Source organism: Aeromonas sp. R1-2 (assembly GCF_040908505.1).
GTDB lineage: Bacteria > Pseudomonadota > Gammaproteobacteria > Enterobacterales > Aeromonadaceae > Aeromonas > Aeromonas veronii.
Window position 1 is genome coordinate 26,984 of record NZ_JBFODU010000012.1, and the last position, 24,597, is coordinate 51,580.

Genomic DNA, 24,597 nt, shown 5'->3' on the forward strand with positions numbered 1-24,597 from the left:
GGCTTATTGGTAACGGGTAAATTTGCGCGGATCGAACGCCTCGCGGATCGCCTCACCGATAAAGGAGACCATGATCAGCACCAGACTCACCGCGGCCACCACCGAGCTGACGATCCAGATGGCATCCAGATTGTTGATGCCCTGGGAGAGTAGCTCCCCCCAGCTCGGGGTCGGTGGTGCCAGCCCGAAGCCCAGATAGTCGAGTGCCGTCAGGGTGGAGATATTGCCCACCACGGCGAATGGCGCCAGGGTTACGATCATCATCAAGGTGTTGGGCAGGATGTGGTTGAAGATGATCCGCCCGGTGGTCGCCCCTTGTGCCCGCGCCGCCATCACATAGTCCCGCGCCCGCTCCTTGTAGGTGAGGGTGCGCATATACCAGGTGATCCCCATCCAGCCGAACAGCACGTTGATGGCGACAAACAGGCCGAAGTTGGGCTTGGCCAGCGACACCAGGATCATGATGACGTAGAGAAACGGCACCTGGGACCAGATCTCGATAAAGCGTTGCAGGATGAGATCGAAGCGGCCGCCGAGAAAGCCCATCAGACAGCCGATGGTTACCCCGATGGCGTAACTGGCCGCCAGCGCGATAAAGGCAAAGCCGATGGCGATGCGAAAGCCGTAAACCAGTCGCGCCAGCACGTCTCGGCCGCTGGTGTCGGTGCCGAGGAAGTGGCGCTCAGCCGCGCTGGGGGCGTAGGGTGGGTAGGCATCCTCCTTGAAATCCTGCTCGTAGGGGTTCCAGGGCACCGGCGGCAGCAGCACCCAGTCGCCCTGGCCCTCTGCGGCAAATTTGGCCTTGAGCTGGCGGTAGTTGGTTTCGTACTCGTAATCGAGCCCGAACTGCTGGCCGGGGATCACATCACCATAGGTGGGGAAGTGCAGCTGGCCCTGATAGCTCACCATCAACGCCCGGCTGTTGACCAGCAGCTCCGCCAGCAGGGAGAGCAGCACCAGAGTGGTGAAGATGATGAAGGAGTAGTAACCGCGCTTGATCGACTTGAAGCGCTTGAGTTTTTTCAAGGTAACCGGATTGAGCTTCATGGTCAGTCTCCAAACCGCACGCGCGGATCAACAAGGGCAACACAGATATCGGAGACGATATTGCCAATCAGCATCAGCATGGAGGTGATGGCCAGAATGCCCATGACGGTGGGGTAATCCCGCTCGACGATAGCCTCGTAACCGAGCAGGCCGATGCCGTCGATGTTGAAGATGGTCTCGATGAGGAAGGAGCCGCCAAAGAAAACGGTGAGCACAGACCCCAGGTGACTGGCGATGGGGATCAGACTGTTGCGCATGGCATGGTCGGTGACCGCCTTGCGAAACGGTAACCCCTTGGCCACGGCGGTACGCACATAATCGGCTGACAGGTTCTCCATCAGGCTGTTTTTCATGGTCATGGTGAGGATGGCGAAATCGCCGATGGCGTAGGCGATAAGCGGCAGCAGGGCGTGGGCAAAGACGGTGCGGATCTGATCCCAGCTGCTCTCCATGTACTCAAAGTCGTCTCCCGGAAAACCACCCATCGGCAGCCACTCCAGATGGAAGGCGAAGACGGTGATGAGGAAGATCCCCACCACGTAGGCGGGCAGGGCATAGGCCATGTAGATAAGCATAGAGCTCAACGAGTCGAAGCGGCTGTTGTGCCTGAGCGCCTTCGCCACACCTAGCGGAATGGAGACCGCATAGCTCAGCAGAAAGGTCGCCAGCCCGAAGAAGGCGGTGACCGGGAGCCGCTCCTTGATGAGATCCCACACCGGTTCGTAGTAGCGGGTCGATTCGCCCAGATCGAGTACCGCCAGCTTCTGCAGCCACTCCCAATAGGCGACCAGCATGGGCTTGTCGAGGCCATAGAAGGCCTTGAGCTCCTCGATCTGTTCATCGGAGAGGGCCTGCGCCCCCTTGCTGCCACTGGAGCGGCCAGATTCATTCTGGGAAACCTGGGCTTGCAGCAGCATGCGTTCGACCGGACCGCCCGGCACGAAACGGGTGATGGTGAAGACGAGCAGGGTGATACCGAGAAACGTCGGGATGATCAAAAGCATCCGGCGTAGGAAATACGACAGCATGGTGGAACCTCGTCCTTGTTGTTCTTTTTTGCGGCCAGTCAAATCCGGTGACGGGCCTGTCCTTCCTGGCATTACGCGCTGGATTGGTTGCCAAACAGCAGACAATCCGCTTGGCCACTGTAAAAGCTCTGCAACAAAAATCAAGTACAAGGAAATGGAAAACTGGGAAAAATGACCCGCTGAGACCAAAAGCACCGAAAAATGACGTTTTTTATCTGAAAAGTGAAAATCAAAACAAAACGCTACTGCTCAACATTATTTTAAAAAATATAAACAGCTGTTTGTTTGAGCTTTAGATGCTTTTAACTCGTTGATTGGTAATGCTTTTGTTCGGGGTGTGAAATTGAAGGAAAACGATGTCATCTCGACAATTTTATCTGTTATCCCCATGAGAACGGTCAGGTGCAACCCTCATGAAGTTAGTGTTTTATTCTTATTAATGCCGATAAATCAAAATAAGATATAAACGGACAGCACGTTAACTAATAGGTTCATCAAATTTTAATTCAGCGCCATTTACGTCATTTAACAATGTATTTACATTGCGCAAGTTGTTTTTGGCAGAATTATTCACTAATTATGCCGGTCAAAATTAATACACTCCGCTTATTCTACGCCTGACCTCGCCACCCCCCTGCTCCATTGACGTCACTAGTCAAAGATTGATAAGCCTTACACATCGCTCCAAAGAGGGCGGTATCAGGAAGCAAACAATAAACAACCAGGAAGGATATAAGCGATGCTTAGGAAGAGCAGAATCTCTGCTGCGATTGCGTTCGCCTTGGCGAGCCTTGCAGCGGCCCCATCCGTATCTGCCGAAGAAGGGCAGAACGTCGAAAAACTGCAGAAAATCAAAGTCACTGGCTCCCGTATATCTACAACTCAGGTGGAAGGCCCATCACCTGTTACCATGATTAGTGCAAAAGATATTGAAGCTCGCGGGTTTAATAGTGCCGCAGATATTCTAGGCTCTTTGTCGCAAAACAGCGGTGTGATGAATCAGACAAATTCTTTCTCATTCACGCCTGCTGCTCAGTCAGTCAACTTGCGCGGCTTAGGCGCTGGCAAGACCTTGGTGCTTGTTGATGGTCGACGTCTTCCTCAATACCCGCTTGCACAAGACGGGTCGAGTAACTTCACCGATATTGGTCAAATTCCTGTTGCTGCCATCGAGCGTGTCGAGATCCTCACCGATGCTGGCTCTGCCATTTACGGCTCTGATGCCATCGGAGGGGTAGTTAACTTCATTCTGAAAAAAGATTTCGATGGGGTCGCTGTCAAAGCAAAATATGGTGATACGACCGAAGGTGGTTATCAGCATGGTCGCGTTGACATTGTTGCGGGTTCCCAATGGGAGCGGGCCAGAACCATGGTTGTGGGTCAGTTTTCTGGCAATGAAATATTGAAGAACAAAGATCGTGACTGGGCCGGTTTGGATAAATCAGATCGTTCCGCTTTTGGTAACTTCTCGAGTTATGGAGCCAACTTCCAGAAGCAGGATGGCACATTGGTTGCGACAGTTGCCGACTGCACCAGTCTTATTGGTGAAAATGCAGTCAAGCTGGCAAATGGCAAATGTGGTTATAACCGAGCTGGTGATCGAACCCTCAAACCAGAAGACAAGCAGTACGATCTGATGGGGCGTGGTGAGTACGATATCACTGATAATGTCACCGCAATGGCAGAGCTTCGCTGGGGAACCAAGGAGACTAACTCACAATTTGAACCCAATCCGCTGGAGGTTAAGGTTTCCGCAACGGATCCTGGTAATCCATATGGTCAAGAGGGCTCCTATGTACGCCGTCTTGTCGAGTTCGGACCGCGCCAAAGTAATACCACCTCTGATGCAGCGGCTTTCACGACAGGTTTGACTGGTACATTGGCTGATAAATATGAGTGGGAAGCCTATGCAGGCTACGCTACCCAAGATGTGTCCACAGACAATCCTGCTGTACTTGGGACACTCGAAGATGCTGTTCGCCAGGGTGATGTAGACCTATTCCAGCGAATCGATCCTGCTACCGTCGCCAAATATTCAGGAAACTCCAATAAGGATGCCTCCACCAAGCTGTGGAGCTTCAATAGCGCTCTGAGCGGTGATTTGGTTGAACTCCCTGCCGGCACTTCGGGTTTCGCTCTTGCTGCCGAGTGGACTAACACGGACTATAGCGAGACAACCGATGACATAACCAAAGCCGGTGGTTTTTCTGGTTTGGGAGGTACTGAAGGCGGTGGTAAACGGGATCAAGTCGGTCTTGGTGGGGAACTTCTCATTCCGATGATCACTGACGTCGAGATGACATTGGCTGGCCGCTACGATCGCTATTTTGATGACTCTGAAACCGGCGGTGCGTTCACTCCCAAGGTTGCCATTACCTATCGCCCTATTGATACGCTGTTATTGCGTGGTAGCTGGGGGCAAGGTTTCAAGGCTCCTGATATGAAGCGACTATTTGGTGGTTCAACCCAGGCGTTTGGTTCTAGCTCTGACTTGCAATACTGCTTGGCTCAGGGAGGGTCTAGATTGGGTGACAAGTCTACTCCTGCGATCGAAGAAGCGTGTGGTACTCAGCACTACGATGTTGTTACCGGTCCCAATAAGGCTCTAAAGGAAGAGCGTAGTAACAACTACAACCTGGGCTTGGCTTGGGAACCGATCGAGCGTCTGGGTTTCACAGTTGATTACTATTACATCGATCTCGAGGATATTGTTGATGACCCTGATCGTCAGAAAGTCATTAATAATCCATCTCAGTATCCAGGCTCAGTGGTTGAACGCGATGCTAACGGTAAGTTGGTAAAAGTAAGCTATGGTCCGGTCAACATGGCATCCGAGAAGATTTCAGGTCTCGACTTCAAAGTAAAATACAGTTACGAGACTGATTCTTTCGGTATCTTCCGTACTTCAATAGCTCTCACTCGTGAGCTTAAACGCGAGCGCATCGTGCAGGCGGGAGAATCGGCTGTTGATGACCTGCCTTTCACTCCGAAATATAAAGGAAACTGGGAGCTTGGGTGGGGTTATGGTGACCTGACCACCACCCTGTTTGCCAACTATCGTGACCGTATGTGCTCGGCCTATGCCAACAACCACTATTTCACTGATTGCGAAGATGCCAAAGCAAAAGGGTTTGACCCGGAGATCGCTAGCTTCACGACCTGGAATCTCACCATGGGGTACCAGATTAACGAAGCTGCCAGCGTGACATTGGGAGCGGTCAACCTGTTTGACAAGACACCACCAGCTGACCGAATCAGCGATACAGCCCCTTATTTTGCAAACAGCTATGACAATCCGATTGGTCGGACAGTCTTTGTTGAAGGCAATTACAAGTTCTAATCAACCCCGTTGATATACAACCTCAGCCGGCCCGGTCGGGCCGGCTGTGCCCAACGTCCAAGGAAGTTACGGAGATAGGGTAATCCTATGAAGACAAGGACCATTACAATGAAGAAAGCGCTCCTTGGCAGCCTGGTTTCGGCCGCCTTGTTGACCAGCTTCAATCTGAGTGCCGCCACTGCCGGTCAGGCCGTGGACGCTCAAGCCGCCACCGACAACGCATCCAAAGTTTCCCAGCAGAAGATCGACAGCTATGCCGAATCTGCCGAATCCGCATTGGCCCAGTACAAGGCCGCCCTGCGTCAGGTCGACAGTCTGCGCACCTACAACGAGCAGGTGAGCAAGATGGTCGAGTCCCAGAGTGCCGAGCTGGCGTCGATGCAAAAGCAGATCGCCCAGATCGACCAGACCAGCACCGAAGTGGTGCCCTTGATGCTCAAGATGATCGACTCCCTCGAGCAGTTTGTGTCACTGGATCTGCCGTTCCAGAAGGTCGAGCGCGAGGACCGCGTGGCGGCCCTGACCGACCTGATGAACCGGGCCGATGTCACCATCTCCGAGAAGTACCGCAAGATCCTGGAGGCCTACCAGATCGAGGAGGGCTTCAGCCGCACCATCGAATCCTACAAGGCGAGCCTGGACAAGGATGGCAGCGAGAAGACCTACGAGTTCCTGCGGGTTGGCCGCATCGCGCTGCTTTATCAATCCCCGGATGGCAATGAAACCGGGATGTGGAACAAGAAGACTCGCCAGTGGGAAGAGTTGCCCCAGGAGTATCGCAGTGCGGTTGAACAGGGCCTTCGCATCGCCAAGAAGCAGGCGCCTCCCGCGCTGATCAAGCTGCCGGTTCAAACTGCGGAGAAAGCATCATGAAAGGAATCAAACTTGCGATTGCCTCCCTGATTGCGGGAGCAACCCTGGTCACCCTGCCGGTGACCGCCGCCGAAAAACCGGTGGATCTCAATGCGCTGCTGAACCAGGTCAAGGCCTCCAGCCTGAGCGAATCCCAACTCAACAAGGAGCGGGAAGCCCGCTTCCTGGCTGACAAGAACGAGCAGGGGGCGCTGCTGGCCAAGGCCAAGGCCGAGCTGGCTGCCGAAACCGCCAAGGGCGAGCAGCTCAAGGCGACCTTCGATGCCAATGACAAGCAGCTGACCGAGCTGGCTGAAACCCTGCGCCAGCGTTCCGGCAACATGGGCGAGATGTTCGGCGTACTGCGTCAGTTTGCCGGTGAGTTCAAGGGGATCTTCAACGCCTCCGCCCGTCGGGTCGAGCATCCGGAACAGACCGCGCTGCTGACCCGTCTGGCCGAGAGTAAAGAGCTCCCCTCCAGCGACGATCTGGAAGCGTTCTGGACCACCACCCTCAGCCGTATGGTGGACGGTGGCAAGGTGAGCCAGATCCCGGCGACCGTGGTTTACGGTGAGGGCAACCAGGCCGAGAAGACCGTCACCCAGATCGGCGAGTTCAACACTGTCTCCGAAGGCAAGTACCTCACCTTCGTGCCGGAGACCGGCAAGTTCGAGCAGCTCTCCCGTCAACCGGAGAAGAGCGTGCTTGCTCCCATCGCCGAGTTTGAACAGGGCGGTGACGGGGTCAAACCCATCTTTATCGACCCGTCTCGCGGCGTGATCCTCTCCCTGCTGGTGCAGTCACCGACTCTCAAGGAGCGAATCGATCAGGGTGGTGAAGTGGGTTACGTCATCATGGTGCTCGGTGTGCTCGGTACCCTGCTGGCCATCTTCTGCGGTATCCGCCTGTCGCTGATCGGCTCGTCCATGCGCAAGCAGCTGAAATCCGATCAGATCATCAAGGGCAACCCCATTGGTGACATGCTGGGAGCCTACCAGAGCCATCGCGGTGACAACATCGAGGATCTGGAGTCCAAGCTCGACGAGATCATCCTGCGCAACGTGCCCAAGTTCGAGAAGGGTATCAGCATCATCAAGCTGATCGCCTCGGTCGCGCCGCTGCTGGGCCTGCTCGGTACCGTAGTGGGGATGATTGCCACCTTCCAGGCCATCACATTGTTCGGTACCGGCGATCCCAAGCTGATGGCGGGCGGTATCTCCGAGGCGCTGGTGACCACTATGCAGGGGCTGGTCGTCGCCGTGCCCATGTTGTTCCTCTACACCATAGTGCAGACCCAGAGCCGTCGTCTGATCCAGGTGCTGGAAGAGCAGAGCGCCGGTTTCGTTGCCCGTTATCAGGAACGTCTGCACGCCTCCAAAGCCGCAGCGTAAGGAGTCACCCATGTGGTTCTGGTTGATTGAAGAAGTCGAGTCGGTCCGCCGGTTTTTGGGATTGGGGGGCGATGTACTGGTCGCCCTGTTCTTCCTGACCCTGATGATGTGGGCCCTGTTGCTGGAGCGCTGGTTCTACTTCATGGCGGTCTACCCCAAGCAGGTGAAGCAGACCAAGGCGACCTGGCTGGCCCGCACCGATCATCTCTCTTGGTCTGCCAAGCAGATCCGGCGCGAGCTGGTCTCACGGGTTGCCATGGCGGTGGACAAGGGGATGCCGGTCATCAAGGTGCTGATTGCTCTTTGCCCGTTGATGGGGCTGCTGGGGACCGTGGTCGGGATGGTGCAGGTGTTTGACACCCTGGCCATCACTGGCACCGGTTCGCCGCGGGCGATGGCATCGGGGATCTCCAAAGCAACGGTACCGACCATGGCGGGCATGATCGCCGCCCTTTCCGGCCTGTTTTTTGTCAACCAGCTCGATCACAAGGCCAAACTGGCGGTGCAAAAGCTGGAAGACAACCTGAAACACGGTTGATGCAGGATGCATACCCCCGGCGAGGCATGGCCTGCCGGGGGCACAGAACAAGCAAGGAGTTTCTGCTATGAGAAAACGTTACAGCGACAGCGGTGCTGACGAGGCGGCTATCGATTTGACCCCCATGCTGGACATAGTGTTCATCATGCTGATCTTCTTCATCGTCACCACCTCCTTCGTCAAGGAGTCCGGTGTCGAGATCAACCGTCCCAGTGCCAGCACGGCCGAGACGGTGAAGAAGGGCAATATCATGGTCGCGGTGCGCGAAAACGGTCAGGTCTGGGTCGACAAGCGGGTGGTCGAGGTGGGGGCGGTGCGCGCCAACATCGAGCGGCTGCGGGCCGAGAACCCGGAGAGCGCCGTGGTGATCCAGGCCGATAACGAATCCCGTTCCGGTCTGGTGGTGCAGGTCATGGATCAGATCCGCATGGCCGGTGTCCAGAACATCTCCATCGCGGCAGACAAGAGCAGCTGATGCCGGAGAGAGACCTATGAGATACCTGATATCGTTGGCGGTCTCCTGTGTGGTGGTGTTCTTTCTGTTTCTGGGAATGAACAAGCTGATCACACCGGATCACCGGGAGCTGGTGGAGAAGGAGGACGTCAGCATGACCGATTTCATCCGCCTCAAGCCCCAGGAGACCCTGCAAGAGAAACAGCGGGAGCTGCCCAAACCGCCGCCGCCCAAGCGTCCGCCACCGCCTCCCGAGATGGAGGTGGCCAGCACGGATAGGCCGAAGATGGAGAGCGCGCCGATGGACATGCCCAAGCTCGACATCCCGGTCAACATCGGTGGTGGCAACGCGCTGGGTGCTTACAGCACCGGTGGCGGTGGTGGTGGCGTCGGTGGCAACAATGGTGCCATTCCGCTGGCAACCTTCGAGCCCATGATGCCCCGCAAGGCGGCGCTGGCGGGGCTGGCCTCCGGCAAGGTGCTGGTGGAGTTCACCGTCACCGAGCGCGGCACAGTCAGCAACGTGCGGATCGTCAAGGAAGAGCCGCGCAGCTATGACCTCGGCAAAGAGGCGCGCAAAACCATCGCCAAGTGGACGTTCAAACCGGCCATGGTGGATGGCAAGCCGCAGGCGAGCCGTATGCAGCAAGAGATCGAGTTTGCGGTCAACTAAGGAAGGTGGCGATGAACAAGTTACACAAGATGATCCTCGCCCCGGTCGCCATGGCGGTGCTGCTCAGCACCGCCAGTTGGGCCGCCGAGCAGCCGGCCCTGTCGGATCGGGCCTATCGGGCGGTCAACAAGGCGCAGGAGCTGATCACCGAGAAGAAATACGGTGAGGCCAATGCCAAGCTGCAAGATGCGCTTTCAGGCGCGGGCGAGCGGGTCTACGACAAGGGGGTCATATTGCAGACTCTCGGTTTCGTGGCCGCCCAGCAGGAGAAATACGGTCAGGCGACCAAGTACTTTGCCGATGCCATCGCGACAGGCGGCCTGCCGCCACCGGTGGCCCAGCAGGTGCGCTACAACCTAGCCCAGCTCTATATGGCTGAGGGTAATTATCAGGGCTCGATCAAGACCATGAAGGAGTGGTTTGCCAACCAGGGCAAAGATGACAAGCCCAACTCCCATGCCTATATCACGCTAGCCAACGCCCACGTGCAGCTCAAGCAGTACCGTGACGCGATCCCGGCGGTGGATCAGGCGATCAAGCTGTCGGCAGGTAAAGCGCCGGAGTCCTGGTATCTGCTGAAGATGGGCGCTCACTACGAGCTGAAACAGTACAAACCGGCGACCGAGGTGCTGACCTCTCTGGTCAACATGTTCCCGGAGAAGAAGAAGTACTGGACCCAGCTGTCGGCCATGCATATGCAGGCAGGCAACGATGCCAAGGCGCTGGCGGCGCTGGAGTCGGCCTACAACCTCGGCATGTTGACCGAGGCTGCCGAGCTGCAGCGCCTCGCCAACTACCTCGCCTTCACCGGTATTCCCCATCGCGCCGCCCGGGTGATGGAGAAGGGGATGAAGGATGGGGTGATTGAGCCGAGCGCCAGCAACTACAAGACCCTGGCCAACTACTGGCATCAGGCCAAGGAGCTGGATCCGGCCATCGACACCTTGGCCAAGTCCTACCAGCTGGCCCCGAGCGCCGAATTGCAGCTGAAAATGGCGCGCATGATGATCCAGAGCAAACGCTATCAGGATCTGGTGGCTCTGGCCGCCAAACCGGCAGCCAATGCCAATGGTGAACAGCGGGCGGATCTCAAGTTCCTGACCGGTGTCGCCTATTTTGAGCAACAAAAGCCGAAGGAGGCCCTCAACGCCTTCACCCAGGCGGCTCAGAATGGCAACGTCAGCGGTCGGGCATCTCCGTGGATCAGCTTCCTCAAGGAGCAGAGTGGTGCGGGGGAGGCGGCCGTCCAGTAATTCCAATGACAACTACCTGTAGTCCCTTTATGGTTGCCTGGTGGCTCCATTAACCGCTCTTCGGAGCGGTTTTTTTATGGTGGCTGCCGGCACCGGCGGGTGGCCGACGCACGGTTTTATCCCTCTTCATCCCAATAAAGAGCCTACGTCGACATTGGTTTATCTCCCCGGATGTGACAAACGTTTCGGCTAGGGCTGCAACCGTGACACAAGGTGGCGCGGCGCTGTGGTTGACGGGGGCTCGGGTGGCTCGCTGCCAGGCGGGCAGTGCCATTCATCTTTCACTCAGCTGCGACTTGCCAGTGTGGCTTTTGCCCTGTTGATAAGCGTCACACCGAAAACGGCTACTTTTAACAAGAAAAGCAACATATGGAAGTTGAAATTTTGGCCGACTCAGGAAAGAATGCGCGCTCGGTTATTGGCGTCGTGGGGCAGGTTGACCCGCCACCGGCAGACCGAGGATGAGACGGCCCCCGGCCCATTTGGTACAGGAAACCACACAGGAATTTTATGAATCCCCTTCGCACTGCCGCTTCGGCCCTTTTATGCACATTTGCGCTGGTCAGCCAGCAGGCTGCCGCCGTCGAGTACCGTCTGCCTGCGGCCAACAGCCGCCTGATCGGTGAAAACCAGGAATACGTGGTGCCTGCGGACAACCGTCCGCTGGAGCAGATCGCTGCTGACTTCCAGCTGGGTCTGACCAACATCATGGAAGCCAACCCGGGCGTAGATCCCTATCTGCCGAAAGCGGGTAGCACCCTGATCATCCCTCACCAGCTGATCCTGCCCAACGCGCCCCGCGAAGGGATCGTCATCAACGTTGCCGAGATGCGTCTCTACTACTACCCGAAAGGGAAGAACGTGGTGGAAGTGCTGCCCATCGGCATCGGTCAGCTGGGGGTAAACACCCCGGAAAACTGGATCACCAAGGTAGAGCGCAAGCGCGCCAACCCGACCTGGACCCCGACCGAGAACATCCGTCGCCGCTATGCCGCCCAGGGCAAGACCCTGCCGGCAGTATGGCCAGCCGGTCCGGATAACCCCATGGGTCTGCACGCCCTTTACATCGGCAACCTCTATGCCATCCACGGCACCAATGCCACCTTCGGTATCGGTCTGCGGGTAAGCAGCGGTTGCGTGCGTCTGCGCGCTGACGACATCAAGTATCTGTTCGACAACGTGCCGGTCGGCACCCGCGTCCAGTTCGTCAACCAGCCGGTCAAGACCACGGTCGAGCCGGATGGCGGTCGCTACATGGAAGTACACGAGCCGCTGTCGCGCACCGAGGAGGAGTTCAACTCCACCGCCTCCGTGCCGCTCCCGATGACACCGGCTATCACCCGCTTCATCGCTCACGCCGAGTCTGACTCCAACGTGGTCAAGCAGGTGCTTGAACAGCGTACCGGTATGCCGACCCGTCTCAATCCCTGATTGAGCAAGTTGGCGGTGCCGCGCGCACTGGCTGAATAAAGAAAACGGCGACCATCTGGTCGCCGTTTTCTTATGGGGGAGTCACCGCTTGCTTACTGCACGCAGACCGGGCAGAAGGCGTAGGTGCCTTGCGGATCGTTGAAGCGGGTGAGCGGGTCGAGACTGCGGTTCACTTCCACCAATGCCTTGCCAAATCCAGCCGGCAGCCAGCTTTGCAACTGGGGGGCCAGTACTTGGGCACTGCTGTCAAACAGCTGGCGCAGGAACTTGTCCTTGGTGGACTCCTCCTGCTCGATGGGGGTCACCTGCCACTCTTTGAGGTTGGCCAGTTCGGCGGCTGCCTTGATGGCGTCATCCAGATTGCCGAACTCGTCCACCAGACCCAGGGCCTTGGCATCTTCGCCAGTCCAGACACGACCTTCGGCCGCTTTTTCGGCCTCTTCCGGGCTCAGACCACGGCCCTTGCTGACCAGACCGATGAAGCGCTGGTAGGTATCTTCCACGCTCAGCTGGATGGCCTGACCGACGTGATCCGGCAGGGCGCGGGTCGGGCCGACGCCGACGTAATCTGTGGTGCCAACCCCGTCGGTATGCACCCCGAACTGGGCCAACGCCTTGTCGATGGTGGCGAACATGCCGAATACCCCGATGGAGCCGGTGAGGGTGGTGGGGGAGGCGAAGATCTTGTCCGCATCGGCGGAGATCCAGTAGCCACCGGAGGCGGCATAGCTGCCCATGGAGACCACTACCGGTTTGCCTGCCTGTTTCAGGGCCAGCAGCTCGGCGCGGATCTGCTCGGCGGCGAAGGCGCTGCCGCCCGGGCTGTCGACCCGCAGGACCACGGCTTTAACCTTGTCATCGCGGCGGGCATCGGCCAGCAGGTCGGAGAGGCTGTCGCCGCCGATGGTACCGGCAGGCTGGACGCCATCCATGATGGCGCCGCTGGCTACCACCAGACCCACCTCATCCTTGCCGCTCTGGGGATATTGTTCCGGAATGGCAGCCAGATACTCTTTCAGGCCGACCCCTTTCCAGCCGTGATCGTCCGCTTCACCCACCTCTTTAATGACCGCCTGGGTCATCTCGTCGCGGGTGGCCAGCTGATCCACCAGACCGTTGTCGAGGGCGTAGTTGGCGGCATTGCCACCGGCCTTGCGCAGCAGCTCGAGGAAGCGATCCTTGCCCGGCGCGACCGCATCGGGTTCGATCTCCCGCTGCTCGGCTACGTCAGCCACATAGGATTGCCACAGCTGATCCAGCCAGCGCTGGTTCGCCTCCTTGCTCTCGGGGGACATCTCGTCGCGGGTATAGGGTTCGACAAAGGATTTGTAGGTGCCGACCTTGAACACATGCGGGGTGATGTTGAGCTTCTCCAGCGCCGACTTGAAGTAGGTCTGGTAGACCCCAAGCCCCTCGATCACCACGGCGCCGCTCTGGTTGAGCAGCACGTGATCGGCGTGGGCCGCCAGCAGGTATTGCCCCTGAGTGTAGAAGTCGGCCATGGCGATCACCGGTTTGCCGCTCTCCCGGAAGGAGTCGATGGCACTCGCCACCTCCTGCAGTTTGGTGAAGTTGGCTCCCTGCAGCCCTTGCGGCTTGATCACCAGCGCCTTGATGCGCTCGTCATCCTTGGCACTCTTGATGGCCCATAGCAGGTCGGAGAGGACGATCTCGCTCGGCTGCTCATCGCTGCTGTCCATCTGACGCAGCAGTTGTACGGTGGGGTCTGTCTGGGAGCGTTGCTCCACCAGCACGCCGTTGAGATTGAGGGTCAGCGCCCCTTCGATGGGCGCCTTGGGGGCCTCTTTCTGGCTGACGCTGAAGACGATGACCAGCACTACGATGAGAAACAGCAGATTGACCAGCATCAGCCGGGTGAAATTGAGCAGGCGCCACAGGCTGCGGAACAACCAACCCAGACCTTTGAAAATAGACATAGTCGCGTTATCGCCCTGTTAATGGGTAGAGAAGAGCCATTATTAACCAGTTGCGGGCGAAATTGCCATTTCCGACTGGCGGATCCCGCCTATCTTCGTTCAGGGCACGGCTGTTCGCTGAAAAATTGTCCAAACATTTGTTTGAAAAAGAATTTTCGATTCTTTACTCTAGCCTCAGTTTGATAACAAAAAATTAACTGGAGGCATCGTGAGCCGCTATCCGACCCTGCTGACCCCGCTCGACCTTGGCTTTACCCAACTGCGCAACCGCGTGTTGATGGGCTCCATGCATACCGGCCTCGAAGAGGAGAAGGGCGGTTTTGACAAGCTGGCTGCCTTTTATGCCGAGCGCGCCCGTGGTGGTGTTGGCCTTATCGTCACCGGCGGCATTGCCCCCAACCTGCGCGGTCGGCTGGTGCCTCACGGCTCTCAGCTGAGCTTCCCCTGGCAGGTGAGCAAGCACAAGAAGGTGACCAGCGCCGTGCATCAGGAGGGGGGCAAGATAGCGCTGCAGATCCTCCATGCCGGTCGTTACGCCTATCATCCGTTCAGTCTGGCCCCGAGCGCCCTCAAGGCCCCCATCTCCCCGTTCAAGCCACGCGCCATGAGCGAGCGGCAGATCCGCGGCACCATTCGCGACTTCGCGGCTACAGCAGCGCTGGCCAAGGCGGCCGGTTATGACGGTGTCGAGGTGATGGGCTCGGAAGGTTATCTCATCAACCAGTTCATTTGTGAGCGTACCAACAAACGCACCGACGGCTGGGGCGGCAGCAGCGAAAACCGGATGCGCTTTCCGGTGGAAATTGTCCGCGCCATCCGTGAGCGGGTCGGCTCCGACTTCATCATTATCTTCCGCCTCTCCATGCTGGATCTGGTGGAGCAGGGTTCGACCCTGGAAGAGGTGATTGCCCTTGGCAAAGCGCTGGAAGCGGTGGGGGTGACCCTCATCAACACCGGCATCGGCTGGCATGAGGCGCGCATTCCCACCATCGCCACCAGCGTGCCACGCGGCGCCTTCAGCTGGGTCACTGCCGAGCTGAAAAAACACCTCAAGGTGCCGCTTATCACTACCAACCGGATTAACACCCCCGAGGTGGCCGAGCGGATTCTGGCGGGTGGCGAGGCGGATATGGTCTCCATGGCGCGCCCTTTCCTGGCGGATCCCGAATTTGTCATCAAGGCGGCCGAGAACCGGGCGGACGAGATCAACACCTGCATCGCCTGCAATCAAGCCTGCCTCGACCATGTGTTCAAGCAGAAGCGCGCCTCCTGTCTGGTCAATCCCCGCGCCTGCTTCGAGACCGAGCTGACCTTTGGCCGCGTGCCCCAGCCCAAAAAGCTGGCGGTGGTGGGGGCGGGCCCGGCCGGGCTGGCGTTTGCCTGCTACGCTGCCGAGCGCGGTCATCAGGTGAGCCTGTTCGATCAGGCCAGCGAAATCGGCGGCCAGTTCAACTTCGCCAAGCAGATCCCGGGCAAGGAGGAGTTTCACGAGACTCTGCGCTATTTTGCCAAACGGCTGGAGAAGTGCGGCGTCGAGCTCTATCTCGGCCAGCGCCAGAGTGCCGAGAGCCTGCTCGGTGGCGGTTTTGACGAGGTGATCCTCGCTACCGGTATTCGTCCGCGCACCCCCAATATTCCGGGCATCGAACATCCCAAGGTGATGAGTTATCTCGATGTATTGCGGGATCACAAACCGGTCGGCCAGAAGGTGGCGGTGATCGGTGCCGGCGGCATCGGTTTCGATGTGGCTGAGTATCTGGTCGAGAAGAAGGTGGAGACGGATGCCGATGGGCACCGTGATCACTGGCTCAAGGAGTGGGGCATCGACAAACAGCTTGGCGAGCGCGGTGGCCTCACGGCTCCTGAAATCGACGCCCCTGAGCGCCAGATCTGGCTGCTCCAGCGCAAGGAGAGCAAGGTGGGTGACGGACTTGGCAAGACCACCGGCTGGATCCACCGTACCGTGCTCAAGAATCGCAAGGTGCAGATGCTCTCCGGGGTGCAATATCTGGGGATCGATGACGAGGGCTTGCACATTCAGGTGGGCGAGAGCAAGCAGTGTCTGCCGGTGGATCAGGTGATCGTCTGCGCCGGGCAGGAGCCCCTCAAGGAGCTGCAGGCCGGGTTGCAGGCGGCAGGCAAGCCGGTGCATATCATCGGCGGAGCCGACGTGGCTGCCGAGCTGGATGCCAAACGCGCCATCCGGCAAGGGGCCGAGCTGGCAGCCGTCATCTAACCAGCGGCGCCTTTTTGCCCCTTTATAGTGCGATAAACCCCTGAGCCTCAGGGGTTTTCTTCATTCGGTGCTGTGCTAAGGTAGCGCCATCATTGCCCCAGAGAAGGAATTGCCCATGGATGCCCTCACCCTGTTGCTCAATCGCCACTCCTGTGGCCGTCTCGCCGATCCCGCCCCGAGCGGTGAGGTACTCGACAATATCCTCAAGGCGGGCTTGCGCGCGCCGGATCACGGCACCCTGACCCCTTGGCAGTTCATTCTGTTTGAAGGAGAGGGGCGCGAGCGGCTGGGCAAGCTGTTGGCGGACGCCGCCCGTGCCCGTGGCGAAGATGAAGAGAGCATCAAGAAGTGCAACGAAGCGCCGCTGCGGGCACCCTTGGTCGTCGCCGTGGCAACCCGTTATCAGGATCACCCCAAGGTGCCGAAACTGGAGCAGGAGCTCTCTGCCGGTTGTGCCCTGATGGCGATGCAGATGGCGGCGCAGGCACAGGGCTTCAACGGTATCTGGCGCTCCGGCTGGTTTATCTTCGATGAGCAGATCAACAAGGGATTGGGACTGGCGGCAGAGGATCAGCTGGTGGGTTTCCTCTATCTCGGTACCCCCATGCTGGAAGCACGCAAACTGCGCGAACTGCCGCTCGATGAGTTTGTCCGCCGTTTCTGACTCTTCGGCCACGTTGCGGTTGAGAGAAGCAAAGCCTCGAGAAATCGGGGCTTTTCTGTTTAACCGTGAATAGTAACCAGAGAAATTGGGGAAAATAAATGGGTCAAAGAGGCTTCGCGCGCCATAGCAGGTAATTATTTAAATAGTGCGATGTACCTCGCAATCCTGTTGTATTTCACTATGTAAAACGTTTGCGCATTCGCTAATATCTCCCTGCCAGTTTAGAAGGGCACTCCTTCTAATTTTTCTGCGATGAGAGTCGCAATTCCGTAGCACCTTTTAACAGCCCAACGTCTTCGTGACATTGGGCTTTATTTTTATGGGGTGTAGGGGTTGCTGTGAGCTGATGGCGGAATCAAGATGCAGCCCGGTTGGCAGCCTTATGCCCTGTTTTTGGCTGGCAGGATCCGGGCTGGGTTGCCGACTACCCGAGCTCCGGCCGGTACATCTTTGGTGACTACGGCACCTGCGCCGACGATCGCCTCCCACCCTATGGTGACGCCGGGCAGCAAGATGGCGCCGCCCCCAATCCAGACCTTGTCTTCAATGGTGACCGGCAGCGCCGTCTCTGTGCCCTGAAGCCGTTCGTCGGCCTCCAGTGCATGGGCTGCGGTATAGACCTGCACGTTTGGCCCAATCATCACATGGGCGCCGATGCGAATGGGGGCGTTGTCCAGCAGGGTCGCTCCCATATTGATGTAGGAGTCCTTGCCCAGGTGGATGTGGCGGCCATAGGTGCAGTAGAGGGGCGGGCAGATAAAGGCATTCTCTGCCAGTCCGCCAATCAGCTCCGCCAGTAGTGCCCGCTGTTCTGCTTCCTTTTCCGCCTGATTGAAACGGCGATAGCGCCGTGCCGCCTCCCGGCGCAACTGGGCTAGCTCGGATGCCATGCAGTTGTACGGTTGGCTGCTAATCATCTTCTGGTATTCGCTCATGGCAGGGCCTCAATGATGTGGAAGAACGATGTTAATCCCTCATTGGCCAGAGAAGCGTGAACCGTCCCCCAGAGTGGGAAAGGGGGAGAAACAACAAGAGCACCCGTGGGTGCTCTTGTTTGATAAAGATACTGACTTTCCGCCTTGAGAGCGGGAGCAATGTTTAGCCGTGCTTGCGGCCGGAGAGGCGGCACCACTCCTCCTTGACGGCGGTCGGGTCCATCTCGAACCACTGGCCGTAGATAGTTTCCAGTTCCGGGGCCTGACTTTCCAGCACGCCGGAGAGGGCCATCAGGCTGCCCGCTTTGCCGTGGCCGGCGATCAGCGGCGCCAGTTCGCGCAGCGGGCCGGCCAGAATGTTGGCGACTACCACGTCCGCCTCGACGTCCTGCGGCTGGTCGGCTGGTAGATAGAGCTCAATCTGGTCGGCAACGCCGTTGCGCGCGGCGTTGTCACGGCTGGCCTGAATGGCCTGCGGGTCTATGTCGATACCGATGACGCGGGCGGCACCCAGTTTCAGGGCGGCGATGCCGAGAATGCCGGAGCCACAGCCAAAATCGACCACGGTTTTACCGGTCAGATCCAGCCCGTCCAGCCACTGCAGGCAGAGGGCGGTGGTGGGGTGGGTACCGGTACCGAAGGCCAGACCCGGATCCAGCATGACGTTGACAGCATCGGGGTTCGGCACGTCGCGCCAGCTCGGGCAGATCCACAGGCGCTCGCCAAACTGCATGGGGTGGAAGTGATCCATCCACTCTCGCACCCAGTCCTTGTCTTCCAGCTGCTCGACCTTGTAGCCGACGTTTTCGCCGAAGATCTGCTGGAAGAAGGCGATAGTGGGGGCCGGATCGGTTTCGGCATCGAACAGCCCCATCACTTCGGTCTCACCCCAGAGCGGGGTTTCACCGGGCATGGGTTCATAGACGGGCACATCCTTGGCATCCATAAAGGTCACCGCCTGGGCTCCACGCCCCAGCAGCATGTTGCTCACCTTGTCTGCGGTCTTGGCAGTGGCGTTGATTCGAATTTGTATCCAGGGCATGGCGTCGACTCTTCATAAATGTGAAACCGCGAGATTCTACCATCATGGGGCAGTGCTGTCGTGGTTTGCCCATGACGTGGAGGGATACGGGGGTTTTTGCCGGATTGGCACGGTTCCTGTATTGCTCTATGCAGGCGAAGACGACCGGTTTTCGCTGAACGCTTTGCTCAAGTTCCGTCATCTTTCACTGCCACCCTCGGGTGGCATTTTTTTATCTGCACTTCTTTGCTTGGTAAACAGTCTGCCAGACAAAAAAAGAGCAAGGTCGAAACCTTGCTCAAGGATGGGCTGACGCCGTTTTGGCGCATTCATGCTGCTGTTGGCACGCCAGATGCAAAGACTAATATGTCCTGCATAAGGATATGTGTGTGATTGTTACCCCAATGTTCAGGTATTCAGGCCATTTCTCGCGAAATGGCCTCTTTTTTGGCTGATTGTCGGACGTTGGTCTGCCACAGGCTGTCATGAGTGCCGCTGATTGTGCCCGTTTGGGGCATCTCCTTGGTGAACTTATCCCATCATGGTGCGTTGGAGGGCTTAGTTGGCAAAGCCGCTCATGTCGATCACCAGCTTGCCAACCATACGGCCCGCTTCCACCTCGGCATGGGCCTGAGCCAGCGTGATCGGGGTCAGTGACGAGATGGTTCTGGTCAGGGTGGTCTGCAATACCCCTTCATCGACCAGTGCCGCCACCCGGCCGAGCAGGCGGTGTTGTTCGATCATGTCCGGCGTCTGGAACAGGGAGCGGGTGAACATGAACTCCTGGCTGAAGGTGACGCTCTTGCTCTTGAGCAGGGAGAGATCCCACGGCTCGCTCGATTCGGCGATGGTGCAGATATGGCCAAACGGGCGGATCAGCCCTGCCATGGTGGCCCAGTGCTCGGCGGTGGCGTTGGTGCAGAAGATGGCATCGACCTGGGTGATGCCAAGGACGGTCAGCTCCTCCTGCAACTTGTGGTGGTTTACGACCTGATGGGCGCCCATCTCGAGGCACCACTCACGGCTCTCGGGGCGGGAGGCGGTCGCAATCACCTCCATGCCGGTGAGCTGGCGAGCCAGCTGGATGGCGATGGAGCCCACGCCACCGGCGCCGCCGATGATCAGCAGTTTGCCACGGCTCTCGCGGGTGAGGGCGAAGCGTTCGAACAGGGTCTCCCAGGCGGTGATGGCGGTGAGCGGCAGGGCGGCGGCCTCCACATCGCTCAAGGTGGTGGGGGCGATCGCGGCGATGCGCTCATCCACCAGTTGCAGGGCGCTGTTGCTGCCCGGGCGGCTGATATCACCGGCATACCAGACTCGGTCGCCCGCCTTGAACAGGGTAACTTCGCTGCCGGTGGCGATCACTTCCCCCACCGCATCCCAACCCAGTACCCGGGGCGAGCTTTCAATTTTGGCCTTGGGGGAGCGCACCTTGGTATCTACCGGATTGACGGAGGTGGCGGTGACCCGCACCAGCAGATCCCGCGGGCCCGGAACCGGATCGGGCAGGTTGGCGGCGATGAAGCAGTCGGGGTGGTCGCTTGGCAGATAGTGAGTCAGGGCAATGGCTTTCATGGTTTTTCCTTTCAAATCGCTGTGTTCGGGATTGCCACTCACTCTAGTCTGGTTGATTATCAAGATTAAGATGGGTAATCGGTAAAGACTGTTTGAATATATGAACAATGTCGATCTGGAGTTGATGGGACTGTTTGCCACCGTGGTGGAGCAGGGAAGCTTTACCCGGGCCGCCGAGCTGCTTGGTATGCCCAAGTCATCGGTGAGCCAGAAGATCTCGCGGCTCGAATCCCAGCTCGGGGTGCGGCTGTTGCAGCGCACCACCCGCAGGTTGAGCCTGACCCCGCAGGGGGAACTCTATGTGGAGCACTGTCAGGGGCTGCTGGCACTGGCCCGTAGTGCCAATCTGGCGATGGCACGGCTGCGCTCGGCCCCGGCGGGGCGGGTGCGGATCACCGCCCCCGAGGCGACCGGCACCCTGCTGCTTGGCAGGATCCTCGCCGAGTTTCGCGCCCTCTATCCCGAGGTGGTGCTGGAACTGACCCTGAGCGATGAACAGCTCGATCTGGTGGGGGAAGGTTATGATTTGGCGCTGCGGGCGGCGCCGCTGAAAGACTCCAGCCTCATCTGTCGGCGTATCGGTCAGGTGGCGCGTCATCTGGTGGCAGCGCCCGCCTATCTGGCGGCCCACGGCATGCCGCAACAGTTGAGCGAGCTGGGCCGTTATGCCTGTCTGGTGCACTCGGCCATGCCGGTGTGGCCATTGCAGGAGGGTGGCTGGCGGCCGCAGGGGGCCTGTGTCAGCAACAGCTTGCTGGCGCTGCGGGAGATGGCGCTTCATGACGGGGGGATTGCCCTGTTGCCCCACCATGTCTGTGAAGGGGATTTGGCGGCGGGGCGGCTGCAGAAGGTGTTGCCGGATCAGCCGATTCCGGCCAACCCGTTTTACCTTATCTATCCGAGTCGGGAGCATCTGGCTCCCGCCCTGCGCACCCTGATGGATTTCGTGGCCGAGCGGTTGCCGTTTGCCTGAGTTACCAGCTGCTCTGGCTGGCCGACTCCTGATTGGGTTTGAGGCCGAGCGGGACCGACTGGCGCTCCGCCAGCATGCGGATCTGCCCTTCAATCAGGCTGGCGCTGGGGCCCAGCACCAGCACCAGCTGGTGGTCGTTGAGCTGGATCCAGGAGAGGCAGCCCAGGCTGAGCAGGCGGGATTCATCCACCAGTGAAATATCGCGCACCCGCAGGCTGAGGCGGGTGATACAGACGCTCATCGCCACCAGATTGTCCATCCCGCCTAGCACCTTGAGGTACTGGATCGCCAGCATCTGCGGGTCTGAGGGGGCAACGCTGGCAAGGCGCGGATGCTCCACCGCGATGGGCTTGCTCGGCATGCTGAGGGGGGCACGCTCCAGCAGTTGGTAAAAGAGCAGGGTGTAGGCGACGAAAAACAGGATACCGACCGGAATGAGCCAGAAGCTATGCTCCCCTGCCTGATAGCTCAGCACCAGATCCAGCAGACCGGCGGAGAAGTAACTGCCCACCTTGATCCCCAGCCCGCTACAGACCGCCAGCGACAGTCCGGTCAGCAGGGCGTGGGCGAGAAACAGCCAGGGGGCGGTAAAGGCGAACAGAAACTCGATGGGCTCTGTGATACCCACCAGTGCCGAGGTGAGCGCCAGGGTGAGCAGCAGCCCGCCCTGTGGCAGCCGCTGCATCCGCTGGCGGTGCAGCCAGATGGCAAAACAGGCGCCCGGCAGGCCGAACATGATGATGGGGTAAAGACCGGCCACATACCCTTCATGAAGGGGTTGGGCGGTGGCCAGCGCCTGCAGGTTGCTCTCGCCAAGGCCGATGACGCTGCCCAATACCTGATGCAGCCCGAGCGGGATTAACAAGCGGTTGAGGGTGCCGTAGCAGAAGGCGCCAAACGGCGTGGTAAGCAGCTCCGAGGTGAGCAGGGTCAGCCCGCGCTCCAGCGGCGGCCACAGCAGCGAGAGGGGGATGGCGATCAGCAGGCAGGCCAAGGCCGACACCAGCAGGCTGGGAAACTCCCCCTTGGCGATCTGCAGCCAGCGGGGCAGTGTTTGCTGGTGAACCCAAGGATAGATGATGGCGGTGGTGAGCCCCGCCAGCAGGCCGCAGATCATGTCGGCGTGCAGGTTGGGGGCCAGCGTATTGAAGGCGGTGCTGAGCAGCAGGAAGTTGACCGCACCCGCCAGCGTCTGTCCGCCCAGCTCCTGCCGACTCAGGCCAAAGGCGATCGCCACCGCATAGATAAGCGGCATCTGGCTGAAGATCGCCTGACCGGTGAGGGAGAGCACCGCCAAATCGAGCACGTCTGGTTGCCCAAGCCGGTAGATCAACGCCGCCATCGGCAGTATGGAGACGGGCAGCAGCAGGGCATAACCGAGCCGCTGCAGGGCTTGAGTAACGACTTGTCGAGTGGCTTTAACGGGCATACAGCGGCTACGTTCTGTGACTTGGCGCACAGTTTAACCGGAAAACACCTATTTGGGGATAGTTTTGGAACCCTAATTTATATTTTTATTATTTCTGCCCAAAAAGCTCGCGCACTTCCCGCGAGGGCGGTGCCGTCAGCAGGCTGACCGTGACAAAGACCACCAGCGCCAGTGTAAGGCTTGGCACGATGGCGTGCAGGCCAGCCAGCTTGATCCCCCACTGACTGAGTACCCCATAGCTGACGATGCCGCTGACCATGCTGGCCAGTGCGCCCGGGCCGTTGGCCCGCGACCAGTAGAGGCCGAGCACCAGTGGCCAGAGGAACACCGCCTGCAGACCGCCAAAGGCGAGCAGGTTGAGCCAGATGATCATCTCGGGCGGTTGCAACGCCGCCAGCAGCACCAAGGTGCCGAGGATCAGGGTGCAGAGCAGGGAGAGGCGCGGAATGCGCACCTCCAGCTTCTCCTGTTTCGGATTGAGATAGTTGAGGTAGAGATCCTTCACCAGAGTGGCGGAGGCCTGGATCAGCTGGGAGTCGATGGTGGACATGATGGCTGCCATCGGCGCCGCCAGAAAGACCCCGGCCAGCCAGGGGGGCAGCACTTCCATCATCAGGGAGGGCATGATCTTGTCCGGGCTGTCCATGCCCGGCAGGATGGCGCGGCCAAGGGCACCCGCCAGATGCATGCCAAACATCAGCAGGGCGCTGACCACTGTGCCGATCAGAATGCCGCGATGGAGCGCCTTGCTGTCGCGATAACCAAAGCAGCGCAGCGCCGAGTGGGGCAGCCCCACCACCCCGACACAGACCAGGATCCAGAAGCTCAGCATAAAGGGCTGGGTCAACATGTCGCCGGCCCCTTGCGGGCTCACCAGCTTGGGATCGATCTCCCTGAGCTGGTGGATAAGGTTAGGCAGCCCGTCACCGGCAATCAGAATCCCCGCCAGCAGGGCGCCAGTACCGATCAGCATGATGATCCCCTGCAGGGCATCGGTCATCACCACGGCGCGGAAGCCGCCGATGATGGTGTAGAGCAGCACACAGCTGGCAAACAGCATCAACCCCTGCTGGTAGGAGAGCCCGGTGGCGGTCTCCAGCAGGCGGGCGCCGCCGATAAACTGCACCACCATGGTGGCGATAAAGGCGAGGATGATAGTAACGGAGCCGAGGATCACCACCGCCTTGCTCTGATAGCGGGCCCACAGCATGTCGTTGATGGTCACCGCATTGACTCGGCGGGCGATGATGGCGAACTTCTTGCCAAGCACCCCCAGAGTGAGCCAGACGGTGGGCAGCTGGATCATCGCCAGCAACACCCAGCCCAGACCGATCTTGTAGGCCGCGCCCGGCCCACCGATAAAGGAGGAGGCCGAGGTGTAGGTGGCCACTAGCGTCATCGCCAGCACCAGCCCGCCCATGCTGCGGTTGCCGATGAAGTACTCCTGCACGAAGTTGCCTTGCGCGCGATGGCGGCTGGCCCAGAAACCGACCCCCAGCACCAGCACCAGATAGATGACGAGCGGCAGCATCAGCTCAAGATTCATGGGATGACTCCTTGCCGAAAGGGGCGTGGGTATCGAGGGGGATCTCCACAAACAGCCGGTTCACCATCAGGGCGCAGAGCAGAATGAACAGCAGTGGCATCACCATGCAGCTGAGCAGGAACCACAACGGCAGCCCCCACAACTCCAGCTGGGGCGGGATAAAATAGGCGGTGCCATACCAGGCAAAGAAGTAGAGCAGGGTCAGCAGCAGGCAGAAAGCTGCTTCCCGGCGGGCGAGAGCAAAACGGTTCACCTTGGCCTCCGACAAATTTGA

General features: G+C 59.0%; 20 protein-coding genes. 11 read left to right on the forward strand and 9 right to left on the reverse strand.

Going from position 1 to position 24,597, the window contains the following annotated elements; genetic code table 11:
- Positions 1-3: 3 nt before the first annotated feature.
- A complete protein-coding gene (locus AB5Y76_RS03585; RefSeq protein ID WP_013724081.1) occupies positions 4-1,047 on the reverse strand; it encodes an ABC transporter permease in 1,044 nt (347 codons plus the stop codon).
- Positions 1,048-1,049: 2 nt separating this feature from the next.
- On the reverse strand, positions 1,050-2,075 hold the full coding sequence (locus tag AB5Y76_RS03590) for an ABC transporter permease subunit (protein ID WP_031227629.1): 1,026 nt from the start codon (positions 2,073-2,075) through the stop codon (positions 1,050-1,052).
- A 739-nt stretch (positions 2,076-2,814) separates the two neighbouring features.
- On the opposite strand from AB5Y76_RS03590, the gene AB5Y76_RS03595 reads away from it, so the two are divergent.
- The 8 genes from AB5Y76_RS03595 to AB5Y76_RS03630 all read left to right on the forward strand — a co-directional run bounded on the left by AB5Y76_RS03595 (position 2,815) and on the right by AB5Y76_RS03630 (position 12,007).
- Positions 2,815-5,415: a TonB-dependent receptor gene (locus tag AB5Y76_RS03595; protein WP_263717008.1), complete on the forward strand. Its 2,601-nt coding sequence runs from the start codon at positions 2,815-2,817 to the stop codon at positions 5,413-5,415.
- 108 nt (positions 5,416-5,523) lie between these two features.
- Positions 5,524-6,288: a DUF3450 domain-containing protein gene (locus tag AB5Y76_RS03600; RefSeq protein WP_139434845.1), complete on the forward strand. Its 765-nt coding sequence runs from the start codon at positions 5,524-5,526 to the stop codon at positions 6,286-6,288.
- Entirely contained in the window at positions 6,285-7,658 is a 1,374-nt protein-coding gene (locus tag AB5Y76_RS03605; RefSeq protein ID WP_216949595.1) for a MotA/TolQ/ExbB proton channel family protein, read from the forward strand. The genes AB5Y76_RS03600 and AB5Y76_RS03605 overlap by 4 nt, the downstream gene beginning before the upstream one ends.
- Positions 7,659-7,668: 10 nt before the next feature.
- The gene (locus AB5Y76_RS03610; RefSeq protein ID WP_005338936.1) at positions 7,669-8,196 is read left to right on the forward strand and encodes a MotA/TolQ/ExbB proton channel family protein; all 528 of its coding nucleotides are present in this window, start codon (positions 7,669-7,671) and stop codon (positions 8,194-8,196) included.
- Positions 8,197-8,263: 67 nt separating this feature from the next.
- Entirely contained in the window at positions 8,264-8,671 is a 408-nt protein-coding gene (locus AB5Y76_RS03615; protein ID WP_005338933.1) for a biopolymer transporter ExbD, read from the forward strand.
- A gap of 16 nt (positions 8,672-8,687) precedes the next feature.
- Entirely contained in the window at positions 8,688-9,323 is a 636-nt protein-coding gene (locus AB5Y76_RS03620) for an energy transducer TonB (protein WP_064337222.1), read from the forward strand.
- Positions 9,324-9,334: 11 nt separating this feature from the next.
- Complete coding sequence (locus AB5Y76_RS03625) at positions 9,335-10,576, forward strand: lipopolysaccharide assembly protein LapB (protein WP_263717007.1); 1,242 nt, start codon at positions 9,335-9,337, stop codon at positions 10,574-10,576.
- A gap of 510 nt (positions 10,577-11,086) precedes the next feature.
- The gene (locus AB5Y76_RS03630; protein WP_005338927.1) at positions 11,087-12,007 is read left to right on the forward strand and encodes a L,D-transpeptidase family protein; all 921 of its coding nucleotides are present in this window, start codon (positions 11,087-11,089) and stop codon (positions 12,005-12,007) included.
- A gap of 92 nt (positions 12,008-12,099) precedes the next feature.
- Here AB5Y76_RS03630 and sppA read toward each other — a convergent pair whose 3' ends face one another.
- On the reverse strand, positions 12,100-13,944 hold the full coding sequence (sppA, locus tag AB5Y76_RS03635; RefSeq protein ID WP_069526535.1) for a signal peptide peptidase SppA: 1,845 nt from the start codon (positions 13,942-13,944) through the stop codon (positions 12,100-12,102).
- Between the two features lie 208 nt (positions 13,945-14,152).
- Here sppA and AB5Y76_RS03640 point away from each other — a divergent pair, with 208 nt between their 5' ends.
- Entirely contained in the window at positions 14,153-16,180 is a 2,028-nt protein-coding gene (locus AB5Y76_RS03640; RefSeq protein WP_263717006.1) for an NADPH-dependent 2,4-dienoyl-CoA reductase, read from the forward strand.
- Positions 16,181-16,295: 115 nt separating this feature from the next.
- On the forward strand, positions 16,296-16,844 hold the full coding sequence (locus AB5Y76_RS03645; protein WP_236284857.1) for an NAD(P)H nitroreductase: 549 nt from the start codon (positions 16,296-16,298) through the stop codon (positions 16,842-16,844).
- A 380-nt stretch (positions 16,845-17,224) separates the two neighbouring features.
- Here the strand turns inward: AB5Y76_RS03645 and AB5Y76_RS03650 are convergent, their stop codons facing one another.
- The 3 genes from AB5Y76_RS03650 to AB5Y76_RS03660 form a co-directional block, all read right to left on the reverse strand.
- On the reverse strand, positions 17,225-17,779 hold the full coding sequence (locus tag AB5Y76_RS03650; RefSeq protein ID WP_263717005.1) for a sugar O-acetyltransferase: 555 nt from the start codon (positions 17,777-17,779) through the stop codon (positions 17,225-17,227).
- A 163-nt stretch (positions 17,780-17,942) separates the two neighbouring features.
- A complete protein-coding gene (gene prmA, locus AB5Y76_RS03655; protein WP_005338919.1) occupies positions 17,943-18,821 on the reverse strand; it encodes a 50S ribosomal protein L11 methyltransferase in 879 nt (292 codons plus the stop codon).
- A gap of 537 nt (positions 18,822-19,358) precedes the next feature.
- Positions 19,359-20,375, reverse strand: coding sequence for a zinc-binding alcohol dehydrogenase family protein (locus AB5Y76_RS03660; protein ID WP_263717004.1), 1,017 nt, complete (start codon positions 20,373-20,375; stop codon positions 19,359-19,361).
- Positions 20,376-20,475: 100 nt separating this feature from the next.
- On the opposite strand from AB5Y76_RS03660, the gene AB5Y76_RS03665 reads away from it, so the two are divergent.
- Positions 20,476-21,348 carry a LysR family transcriptional regulator gene (locus AB5Y76_RS03665; RefSeq protein WP_005358412.1) on the forward strand — a complete coding sequence of 291 codons (873 nt, stop codon included), beginning with the start codon at positions 20,476-20,478 and terminating at the stop codon, positions 21,346-21,348.
- A gap of 1 nt (position 21,349) precedes the next feature.
- Here the strand turns inward: AB5Y76_RS03665 and AB5Y76_RS03670 are convergent, their stop codons facing one another.
- From AB5Y76_RS03670 to AB5Y76_RS03680, 3 genes are all read right to left on the reverse strand, one after another.
- Complete coding sequence (locus AB5Y76_RS03670; protein WP_263717002.1) at positions 21,350-22,777, reverse strand: PTS transporter subunit EIIC; 1,428 nt, start codon at positions 22,775-22,777, stop codon at positions 21,350-21,352.
- 88 nt (positions 22,778-22,865) lie between these two features.
- Positions 22,866-24,323: a sodium/pantothenate symporter gene (panF, locus tag AB5Y76_RS03675; RefSeq protein WP_139439973.1), complete on the reverse strand. Its 1,458-nt coding sequence runs from the start codon at positions 24,321-24,323 to the stop codon at positions 22,866-22,868.
- Positions 24,313-24,576 carry a YhdT family protein gene (locus AB5Y76_RS03680; protein ID WP_263717001.1) on the reverse strand — a complete coding sequence of 88 codons (264 nt, stop codon included), beginning with the start codon at positions 24,574-24,576 and terminating at the stop codon, positions 24,313-24,315. Before AB5Y76_RS03680 ends, panF begins: the two co-directional genes overlap by 11 nt.
- Between the last annotated feature and the right edge of the window lie 21 nt (positions 24,577-24,597).

What these genes read in the sequence shown, in the direction of transcription:
- AB5Y76_RS03600 (WP_139434845.1), top strand. Translation starts at nt 5,524, where the DNA reads ATGAAGAAAGCGCTCCTTGGCAGCCTGGTTTCGGCCGCCTTGTTGACC.
- panF (WP_139439973.1), bottom strand. Translation starts at nt 24,323, where the DNA reads ATGAATCTTGAGCTGATGCTGCCGCTCGTCATCTATCTGGTGCTGGTG.
- AB5Y76_RS03615 (WP_005338933.1), top strand. Translation starts at nt 8,264, where the DNA reads ATGAGAAAACGTTACAGCGACAGCGGTGCTGACGAGGCGGCTATCGAT.
- sppA (WP_069526535.1), bottom strand. Translation starts at nt 13,944, where the DNA reads ATGTCTATTTTCAAAGGTCTGGGTTGGTTGTTCCGCAGCCTGTGGCGC.
- AB5Y76_RS03620 (WP_064337222.1), top strand. Translation starts at nt 8,688, where the DNA reads ATGAGATACCTGATATCGTTGGCGGTCTCCTGTGTGGTGGTGTTCTTT.
- AB5Y76_RS03645 (WP_236284857.1), top strand. Translation starts at nt 16,296, where the DNA reads ATGGATGCCCTCACCCTGTTGCTCAATCGCCACTCCTGTGGCCGTCTC.
- AB5Y76_RS03610 (WP_005338936.1), top strand. Translation starts at nt 7,669, where the DNA reads ATGTGGTTCTGGTTGATTGAAGAAGTCGAGTCGGTCCGCCGGTTTTTG.
- AB5Y76_RS03590 (WP_031227629.1), bottom strand. Translation starts at nt 2,075, where the DNA reads ATGCTGTCGTATTTCCTACGCCGGATGCTTTTGATCATCCCGACGTTT.
- AB5Y76_RS03595 (WP_263717008.1), top strand. Translation starts at nt 2,815, where the DNA reads ATGCTTAGGAAGAGCAGAATCTCTGCTGCGATTGCGTTCGCCTTGGCG.
- AB5Y76_RS03650 (WP_263717005.1), bottom strand. Translation starts at nt 17,779, where the DNA reads ATGAGCGAATACCAGAAGATGATTAGCAGCCAACCGTACAACTGCATG.
- AB5Y76_RS03630 (WP_005338927.1), top strand. Translation starts at nt 11,087, where the DNA reads ATGAATCCCCTTCGCACTGCCGCTTCGGCCCTTTTATGCACATTTGCG.
- AB5Y76_RS03670 (WP_263717002.1), bottom strand. Translation starts at nt 22,777, where the DNA reads ATGCCCGTTAAAGCCACTCGACAAGTCGTTACTCAAGCCCTGCAGCGG.
- AB5Y76_RS03665 (WP_005358412.1), top strand. Translation starts at nt 20,476, where the DNA reads ATGAACAATGTCGATCTGGAGTTGATGGGACTGTTTGCCACCGTGGTG.
- AB5Y76_RS03660 (WP_263717004.1), bottom strand. Translation starts at nt 20,375, where the DNA reads ATGAAAGCCATTGCCCTGACTCACTATCTGCCAAGCGACCACCCCGAC.
- AB5Y76_RS03605 (WP_216949595.1), top strand. Translation starts at nt 6,285, where the DNA reads ATGAAAGGAATCAAACTTGCGATTGCCTCCCTGATTGCGGGAGCAACC.
- AB5Y76_RS03585 (WP_013724081.1), bottom strand. Translation starts at nt 1,047, where the DNA reads ATGAAGCTCAATCCGGTTACCTTGAAAAAACTCAAGCGCTTCAAGTCG.
- AB5Y76_RS03625 (WP_263717007.1), top strand. Translation starts at nt 9,335, where the DNA reads ATGAACAAGTTACACAAGATGATCCTCGCCCCGGTCGCCATGGCGGTG.
- prmA (WP_005338919.1), bottom strand. Translation starts at nt 18,821, where the DNA reads ATGCCCTGGATACAAATTCGAATCAACGCCACTGCCAAGACCGCAGAC.